Genomic DNA, 7191 nt, shown 5'->3' with positions numbered 1-7191 from the left:
CTGCCGACCTTCGCCCCGCCCACGGGTCCGGTCGCGCCGCGCGCGCCGCTGCCGCCACTGCCTCCGGGGCCGCCGAGCGCGGCCGTTCCCGCCGCTCCGCCCGTGCGCGTCGAGGCGCCCACGCCCACCCCGCAGCCGGGCGCCTGGCGCCTGCGCACCGCCGACGGACTCGAGGTGCTCCTCCTCCGTCCCGTGGTGCTCGGCCGTGATCCGGTCGCCGAGGCAGGGAGGCCGGGGGCGGCCACGATCCGCCTGGAGGACCCCGCCCGGTCGGTGTCGAAGACGCACGCGCTCGTCGAGGTCGTCGACGAACGGGTCACGGTCACCGACCTGCATTCGACGAACGGCAGCCGCGTGCTGACGCCCGAGGGCGACGAGGTCGAACTCGACCCCGGGCTGGCCTCCGCGGTCGCCGGCGGGTCGACGATCCTGCTCGGGGAGTTCGCCGTCACGCTGGATCGGGCTCCGCTCAACTCGGTGTAGCCTGAGATGGTGCGCGCTTCACGACTTCTTCTTCGGTGCCGCGGCGGGGCCTCGTTCTAGGCCGATCCCGTCGCGGAGTCCGTTGTCGGCTGACCACAGATTCTGAGGAAGCGAACGCATGAACGCAGCATCCACGATCCCCGCGAACACCGACGGGGCACGGCCTCGCACGCTGGCCGAGAAGGTCTGGGACGCCCATCTCGTGAAGAAGGGCGAGGACGGCACTCCCGACCTCATCTACATCGACCTGCACCTCGTGCACGAGGTCACGAGCCCGCAGGCCTTCGACGGCCTCCGCCTGGCCGGCCGGCCGGTGCGTCGTCCCGATCTCACGATCGCGACGGAGGACCACAACACGCCGACGCTCGCGATCGACCGGCCGATCGCCGACCCGACGAGCCGCACGCAGATCGAGACGCTCCGTCGCAACGCGAAGGAGTTCGGCATCCGCCTGCACTCGCTCGGCGACGTCGAGCAGGGCATCGTGCACGTCGTCGGCCCGCAGCTCGGCCTCACGCAGCCGGGCATCACCGTGGTCTGCGGTGACTCGCACACCTCGACGCACGGCGCGTTCGGAGCGATGGCGTTCGGCATCGGCACGAGCGAGGTCGAGCACGTCATGGCCACGCAGACGCTGCCGCTGAAGCCGTTCAAGACCATGGCGATCAACGTCGAGGGCGCGCTCCGTCCGGGCGTCACGGCGAAGGACATCATCCTCGCGGTCATCGCGAAGATCGGCACGGGCGGCGGGCAGGGCTACGTGCTCGAGTACCGCGGCAGCGCCATCGGCGCGCTCTCGATGGACGGCCGCATGACGATCTGCAACATGTCGATCGAGGCCGGCGCGAGGGCCGGCATGGTGGCTCCGGATGCCACGACCTACGCGTATCTCAAGGGCCGCGCCCATGCGCCGGCCGGCGCCGACTGGGACGACGCGGTCGCCTACTGGGAGACCCTCGCGACCGACGAGGGTGCGGAGTTCGACGCCGAGGTGTTCATCGACGCCGACGCGCTCGAGCCGTTCGTCACATGGGGCACGAACCCCGGCCAGGGCGTCTCGCTCTCCGAGTCGGTGCCCGACCCCTCGTCCATCGACGACCAGCACGAGCGTGCGGCCGCCGAGCGGGCGCTCGAGTACATGGACCTCGCGCCCGGCACTCCGCTGAAGGACGTGCACGTCGACGCGGTCTTCATGGGCTCCTGCACGAACAGCCGCATCGAAGACCTCCGCGCGTTCGCGTCGATCGTGAAGGGCAAGCGCAAGGCCGACGGCGTGCGCGTCATGGTGGTGCCGGGCTCGGCCCGCGTGCGACTGGAGGCCGAGGCCGAGGGCCTCGACAAGGTGTTCGAGGAGTTCGGCGCCGAGTGGCGCTTCGCCGGGTGCTCGATGTGCCTCGGCATGAACCCCGACCAGCTCGCCCCGGGCGAGCGCTGCGCGTCCACGTCGAACCGCAACTTCGAGGGCCGGCAGGGCAAGGGCGGTCGCACGCACCTCGTGTCTCCGCTCGTCGCGGCGGCCACGGCCATCCGCGGCACGCTGTCCAGTCCGTGGGACCTCGAGCAGGAAGGGGCGCGCTGACCATGCAGAAGATCAGCACCGTCACCGGCACCGCCGTTCCGCTTCGCCGCTCGAACGTCGACACCGACCAGATCATCCCCGCGGTGTTCCTGAAGCGGGTCACGAAGACCGGCTTCGACGACGCCCTGTTCTACGCCTGGCGGCAGGATCCCGACTTCATCCTGAACCAGGAGCAGTACCGCGGCGCCCGCATCCTGATCGCCGGTCCCGACTTCGGCACGGGCTCGAGCCGCGAGCACGCCGTCTGGGCGCTGCGCGACTACGGCTTCGACGTGGTGATCAGCTCGCGCTTCGGCGACATCTTCCGGGGCAACTCGGGCAAGCAGGGCCTGCTCGCCGCGCAGGTCGCCTACGAGGACGTCGAGCGCCTCTGGGAGCAGGTCGAGGCCGACCCGGGAATACCCGTCACGGTCGATCTGGTTGAGCGTACGGTGAGCGTCGGAACGCTCACGGTGCCGTTCGACATCGACGACTACACTCGGTGGAGGCTTCTCGAAGGGCTCGACGACATCGGGCTCACCCTGCGGGACGAGGAGTCGATCGCCGAGTTCGAGTCACATCGAGAAGCTTGGCGGCCGAAGACCCTCCCCATCCGGGAGCCGGCAGAATCAGGGAGTCTGTGAACACGCTCGGGCAGGACGCCAAGAACCACGGATCGGCAGTCGGACTGAATGTCGACCGCATCACCATCAACGGCGGCAAGCCCCTGCGGGGCCGCATCGAGCTGAAAGGCGCCAAGAACCTCGTCACCAAGGCGATGGTCGCGGCGATCCTCGGCGACACGCCGAGCGTGCTGAAGGACGTCCCCAACATCAGCGACGTCCGCATCGTGCGCGGCCTCCTCGAGGTGCACGGCGTGAGCGTGACGCACGGCGTCGACGAGGGCGAGCTCATCCTCGACCCGTCGGCGGTCGAGACGGCGCACATGGCCGACATCGACGCGCACGCGGGCTCCAGCCGCATCCCGATCCTCTTCTGCGGGCCGCTGCTGCACCGCCTCGGCGAGGCGTTCATCCCCGACCTCGGCGGATGCCGCATCGGCGACCGCCCCATCGACTACCACCTCGAGGTGCTGCGCAACTTCGGCGCCATCGTCGAGAAGCTCCCGAGCGGCATCCGGATGTCGGCGCCCAACGGACTCCATGGAGCCAAGGTCGCCCTGCCGTACCCGAGCGTCGGCGCCACCGAGCAGGTGCTGCTCACCGCAGTGCTCGCCGACGGCATCACCGAGCTCTCGGGTGCCGCGATCGAGCCCGAGATCATGGATCTCATCAACATCCTGCAGAAGATGGGCGCGATCATCACGGTCGACACCGACCGCGTCATCCGCATCGAGGGCGTCGAGAAGCTCGACGGCTACACGCACCGCGCGCTCTTCGACCGCAACGAGGCCGCCAGCTGGGCGGCCGCCGCCCTCGCCACCGACGGCGACATCTTCGTCGGCGGCGCGCGTCAGGCCGAGATGCTCACGTTCCTCAACGTCTTCCGCAAGGTCGGCGGCGACTTCGAGATCCAGGAGGACGGCATCCGCTTCTTCCACCCGGGTGGCGAGCTCAAGCCGGTGATCATCGAGACCGACGTGCACCCCGGCTTCATGACCGACTGGCAGCAGCCGCTCGTGGTCGCCCTGTCGAAGGCGAACGGCGTGTCGATCGTGCACGAGACCGTGTACGAGCAGCGCTTCGGCTTCGTCGACGCGCTCGTCGAGATGGGCGCGTCGATCGAGGTGCACAAGGAGTGCCTCGGCGCCGGGGCGTGCCGCTTCGGCCAGCGCAACTTCCAGCACTCGGCCGTGATCTCCGGACCGGCGAAGCTGCACGGCGCCGACATCGAGGTGCCCGACCTGCGCGGCGGCTTCAGCCACCTCATCGCGGCGCTGACCGCCGAGGGCCGTTCGACGGTCTCGAACGTGGGCATCATCGCGCGCGGGTACGAGAACTTCATCACGAAGCTCGAGCTCCTCGGGGCGGACTTCGAACTCGAAGGATAATGGGGGAGTGCCCCACCATCCTCCGGCGTCCGACGCTGCACTGAAGCCGCGTTCCGAGAAGCGGCGACCCTCGTTCTTCTGGTTGCTCGCCGTGCTCGTCCTCCCGCTGTTCAACCTCGTCGTGCGCTTCCGCTTCCACCATTCCGAGCGGATGCCGCAGGCCGGCGCCTTCGTGCTCGCGCCGAACCACTACAGCGAGATCGACCCCGTCGTCATGGGCGTCGTCTGCTGGAAGCTCGGTCGCGCGCCGCGGTTCCTCGCCAAGGCGTCGCTCTTCAAGAACCCCGTGCTCGGCTGGTTGCTGCGCACCTCCGGCCAGATCCCCGTGGAGCGGGCGGGCAGCAAGAGCCATGCCGCCCTCCGCGCGGCCGAGGACCTTGTGGCGAAGGGTCGCATGGTCGTCGTCTACCCCGAGGGGTCGCTGACGCGCGAGCCCGACCTCTGGCCGATGCGCGGTAAGACGGGCGCCGTGCGCATCGCCCTCGAGCGCGACATCCCGATCATCCCGGCCGCGCACTGGGGCACGCAGGAGCTGCTGCCGCGCTACGGCAAGAAGCTGAGCCTGTTCCCGCGCAAGACGATCGACGTGATCATCGGCGAGCCGCTCGACCTCAGCGCCTACCGCGGAAAGCCGCTCGACCAGGCGTCGCTGCTGAAGGCGACGGGCGAGCTCATGGACGCGATCGCCGGTCTCCTCGCCGAGGTGCGTGGCGAGCCGGCTCCGCCGGAGCGCTGGGATCCTGCGGCCCACGGCCAGAAGGAGACGGGGCGACTCGATGGCTAGGGCGTCCGCGAAGAAGGCGCCCGGCAAGCGCGTCGCCGTGCTCGGCGCCGGCAGCTGGGGCACGACGTTCGCGAAGATCCTCGCCGACGGCGGCGCCGACGTCGTGATCTGGGCGCGCCGGCCAGAGCTCGCCCGCGAGATCCAGGAGGGCAAGCGCAACAGCGACTACCTCCCGGGCATCAACCTCCCGCTCGGCCTCCGCGCGACGAGCCGCCTCGACCTCGCGCTCGCCGGCGCCGAGCAGGTGTACGTGTCGGTGCCGAGCCAGGCGCTCCGCGACAACCTGAAGATCGCGGCGCCGCACCTCCATGCCGAGGCGACGGTGGTGTCGCTGATGAAGGGCGTCGAGAAGGGCAGCGGCCTGCGCATGAGCGAGGTCATCGCCGAGGTGCTCAGGATCGACGAGTCCCAGATCGCCGTGATCTCGGGGCCCAACCTCGCGCTCGAGATCGCGAAGGAGCAGCCGACGGCGGCGGTCGTCTCGTCGACGAGTCTCGAGACCGCCCAGGCCGTGGCATCCGTCGCCCGCAATCGGTACTTCCACTCGTTCGTGAACACCGACGTCATCGGCACCGAGTTCGGCGGGGTGCTGAAGAACCTGATCGCGGTCGCGATCGGCATCGTCGACGGCGCGGGCTACGGCGAGAACACGAAGGCGTCGATCATCACGCGGGGCCTCGTCGAGATGACGGACTTCGCGGTCGCGTTCGGCGCGCACCCCGAGACGCTGTCGGGACTCGCGGGTCTCGGAGACCTCATCGCGACGAGCCAGTCGCCGCTCTCGCGCAACAACACCGCCGGGCGGCTGCTCGGCCAGGGCTATCACCTGAACGACGTGGTGAACCAGATGCAGCAGACCACCGAGGGCCTCGCCTCCGTCGCGCCGATCCTCGAGCTGGCGCGCGCCAAGGGCGTCGAGATGCCCATCGTCGAGCAGGTGCGGCAGGTACTGGCCGGCACGCTCGACCCCAAGGACATCGCACCGCACCTCACGACCGACGACGAGCCCCAGGGCGAAAGGACATTGGATGGACAAGCTCAGGGTGGTTCTCCTGTTCGGCGGGCGCTCAAGCGAGCATTCGATCAGCTGCGCAACAGCGGGAGGAGTGCTCCGGGCGATCGACCGTGACCGCTACGAGGTGATCCCCGTCGGGATCACCCGCGACGGCGCGTTCGTGCTCGAGGCCGACGACCCCGATCGGTTCGCCCTCGATCCCGAGCACCTCCCCGAGGTCGTCGACAACGGCACGCGCGTGCGCTGGCCCGAGAGCACCGCGTCGCGGGCGCTGACGGTGACGGATGCCGCGGGCGAGCGCTCGCTCGGCGACGTCGACGTGGTTTTCCCGATCCTGCACGGCCGGTTCGGCGAGGACGGCACGGTGCAGGGCCTCCTGGAGCTCGTCGGCCTGCCGTACGTCGGCAACGGCGTGCTGTCGTCGGCGATCGGCATGGACAAGCACGTCACGAAGACCGTGCTCGAGGGCGCGGGCATCCAGGTGGCGCCCTGGGTCACGCTCACGCGTGCGGGGCTGGCATCGGACCCCGAGCTCTGGAAGCGCAGGGTGCACAGCCTGGGCCTGCCGGTGTTCGTGAAGCCGGCTCGGGCGGGATCCTCCGTCGGAGTGAGCAAGGTCGCGGACTGGTCCGAGCTGCACGAGGCGCYCGACACCGCCTTCGCGGAGGACCGCACCGTCCTCGTCGAGTCGGCGGTGGTCGGCCGCGAGATCGAGTGCGGCGTGCTCGAGGGTCGCGAGGCGGGCGAGGTTCGCGTGAGCGTCGCGGGTGAGGTCGTCGTCACCGGCCGAGACTTCTACGACTTCGAGGCGAAGTACCTCGACGCGCCCGGCGTCGACCTGATCTGCCCGGCCGATCTCGGCGACGGCGAGCTGTTCGAGCTGCAGCGGGTCGCGCGGCGGGCGTTCGAGGCCATCGGGGCCGAGGGGCTGGCCCGCGTCGACGTGTTCCTCACCGACGACGGCTACGTCGTCAACGAGGTCAACACCATGCCCGGCTTCACGCCCATCTCGATGTTCCCGACCTGCTGGCTCCAGACGGGCCTGAGCTACCCCGAGCTCATCGACGAGCTGATCCAGGTCGGCAAGGCCAGGGGCGCCCGCTAGCCGGCGTCGTCGAGGCCGACGCAGCCGCCCTCGGCGGGGATGACGCCGACGGCGGCCGAGAGGTCGGAGATCGCGGTGGTGCCCGAGACCGCGTCGTTGTCGATGAGCACCTCGACGGTGGGCGTGCGGCCGTAGGTCGTGAAGAGGTAGTTCGGGGCATCCGACTCGTCGATGACCCAGTCGACGCCGTCGACGCTGACGCAGCGGTCGGTGGTCGGGCCGAGCGGCTCGACGC

Annotated in this window: 7 protein-coding genes and 1 pseudogene; 7 read left to right on the top strand and 1 reads right to left on the bottom strand. The window is 70.0% G+C overall.

Annotated features, from left to right (window positions below):
• The 7 genes from AC1DY2_RS12315 to AC1DY2_RS12285 all read left to right on the top strand — a co-directional run.
• On the top strand, positions 1-483 hold a 483-nt coding region (locus tag AC1DY2_RS12315; protein WP_476762690.1), incomplete at its 5' end, for an FHA domain-containing protein.
• A 118-nt stretch (positions 484-601) separates the two neighbouring features.
• Positions 602-2062 carry a 3-isopropylmalate dehydratase large subunit gene (gene leuC, locus AC1DY2_RS12310; RefSeq protein WP_476762689.1) on the top strand — a complete coding sequence of 487 codons (1461 nt, stop codon included), beginning with the start codon at positions 602-604 and terminating at the stop codon, positions 2060-2062.
• 2 nt (positions 2063-2064) lie between these two features.
• Complete coding sequence (gene leuD, locus AC1DY2_RS12305) at positions 2065-2685, top strand: 3-isopropylmalate dehydratase small subunit (RefSeq protein ID WP_309979298.1); 621 nt, start codon at positions 2065-2067, stop codon at positions 2683-2685.
• A complete protein-coding gene (murA, locus tag AC1DY2_RS12300; RefSeq protein WP_476762688.1) occupies positions 2682-4052 on the top strand; it encodes a UDP-N-acetylglucosamine 1-carboxyvinyltransferase in 1371 nt (456 codons plus the stop codon). Before leuD ends, murA begins: the two co-directional genes overlap by 4 nt.
• A 7-nt stretch (positions 4053-4059) precedes the next feature.
• Positions 4060-4836: a lysophospholipid acyltransferase family protein gene (locus AC1DY2_RS12295; RefSeq protein ID WP_309979295.1), complete on the top strand. Its 777-nt coding sequence runs from the start codon at positions 4060-4062 to the stop codon at positions 4834-4836.
• Positions 4829-5965 carry an NAD(P)H-dependent glycerol-3-phosphate dehydrogenase gene (locus AC1DY2_RS12290; protein WP_476762687.1) on the top strand — a complete coding sequence of 379 codons (1137 nt, stop codon included), beginning with the start codon at positions 4829-4831 and terminating at the stop codon, positions 5963-5965. The genes AC1DY2_RS12295 and AC1DY2_RS12290 overlap by 8 nt, the downstream gene beginning before the upstream one ends.
• Positions 5865-6956: a D-alanine--D-alanine ligase family protein gene (locus tag AC1DY2_RS12285; RefSeq protein WP_476762686.1), complete on the top strand. Its 1092-nt coding sequence runs from the start codon at positions 5865-5867 to the stop codon at positions 6954-6956. The genes AC1DY2_RS12290 and AC1DY2_RS12285 overlap by 101 nt, the downstream gene beginning before the upstream one ends.
• On the opposite strand, the pseudogene AC1DY2_RS12280 reads toward AC1DY2_RS12285, so the two are convergent.
• Positions 6953-7191 (bottom strand): annotated as a pseudogene (locus AC1DY2_RS12280) (DUF3515 domain-containing protein); the annotation flags it as partial. The gene AC1DY2_RS12285 and the pseudogene AC1DY2_RS12280 overlap by 4 nt on opposite strands.

The organism is Agromyces sp. P1_H4, from assembly GCF_056405255.1.
The sequence above is the reverse complement of the archived record's forward strand: the minus strand, read 5'-3'. Positions and strand labels throughout refer to the sequence as shown.

Bases quoted from the DNA above. Each gene is read 5' to 3' on its own strand.
- leuC (WP_476762689.1), top strand. From the start codon at position 602: ATGAACGCAGCATCCACGATCCCCGCGAACACCGACGGGGCACGGCCT.
- leuD (WP_309979298.1), top strand. From the start codon at position 2,065: ATGCAGAAGATCAGCACCGTCACCGGCACCGCCGTTCCGCTTCGCCGC.
- AC1DY2_RS12290 (WP_476762687.1), top strand. From the start codon at position 4,829: ATGGCTAGGGCGTCCGCGAAGAAGGCGCCCGGCAAGCGCGTCGCCGTG.